The organism is Kocuria rhizophila (assembly GCF_003667225.1).
Classification (GTDB): domain Bacteria; phylum Actinomycetota; class Actinomycetes; order Actinomycetales; family Micrococcaceae; genus Kocuria; species Kocuria rhizophila.
This window is the reverse complement of sequence record NZ_RCOM01000162.1, coordinates 1-849: the sequence shown is the minus strand read 5'-3', so window position 1 is coordinate 849 and position 849 is coordinate 1. Positions and strand designations below refer to the sequence as shown.

Genomic DNA, 849 nt, shown 5'->3' with positions numbered 1-849 from the left:
GGGTCGGACCCGGGGGTGGGTGGTGGCCCCGCGGGTCCGGGCGGACACGTCATGTCGGCCGCTGCGGGTGCGAGAACCGTGCCACGGAGCGCACACGTCAGTAGGCTGATGACGGCAAGCGGTCCGAGGGCGGGCGGCGGTGCGGTTCCCGCTCGGGACACGCGCGCTGCGTCCAACCACGGGCCACCGCGCGACCCGGGAGGGAACATGGCACATCCGGAATCCACACCCGCTGCCCCGTCCGCAGGATCGGCGAGGAGCGAGACGACGGCTGACCGGGCGGCGTCGGGCCCGGACGTCACACGCACCCGGAAGCGGGCCGCGCTGTCCGGGTTCCTGTTCGGCTGCGGGATCGCGGCGGCCATGATCGACCTGTTCATCTTCCACCTGGGCCTGCAGTGGCACCACTTCTACGACCTCTCCACGCACGAGGTCGCTCTCGTGACCGACGGCTTCTTTCATGCGTTTGCATGGTTCATCACGGTGTGGGGTCTGTTCATGCTGGCCGACGTGCGCCGCAGTGGCGGGGTGCACTGGCCCCACTGGGTGGGTGCGGTGATCCTGGGCGTCGGCTCCTTCCAGCTCTTCGACGGGATCGTGGACCACAAGCTGCTGGGCATCCACCAGATCCGCTACGGCGTGGACCTGCTGCCGTACGACCTGGTGTGGAACGGCACGGCCGTGGTTCTCATGCTCGTGGGGTACCTGGTGATGCGGCGCGGCGCCCGGGCGTACCGGGCGGCGTAATGGGCTCGGGGACTCTGATCCTCCCCGGGTTCCTGACGCTCTTCGCACCCCCGGGGCTTCTCGCGGCTGTGGTGGGCGCGGGGGAGCAGGGGTCTCCGGGGG

The 849-nt window shown here is 70.6% G+C and carries 1 protein-coding gene; it reads left to right on the top strand.

Going from position 1 to position 849, the window contains the following annotated elements:
• The first annotated feature begins 207 nt into the window (after positions 1–207).
• Positions 208–747, top strand: a complete 540-nt coding sequence (locus tag D9R02_RS11825) for a DUF2243 domain-containing protein (RefSeq protein WP_047979326.1) — start codon at positions 208–210, stop codon at positions 745–747.
• The last annotated feature ends 102 nt before the right edge of the window (positions 748–849 follow it).

Bases quoted from the DNA above. Each gene is read 5' to 3' on its own strand.
- D9R02_RS11825 (WP_047979326.1), top strand. From the start codon at position 208: ATGGCACATCCGGAATCCACACCCGCTGCCCCGTCCGCAGGATCGGCG.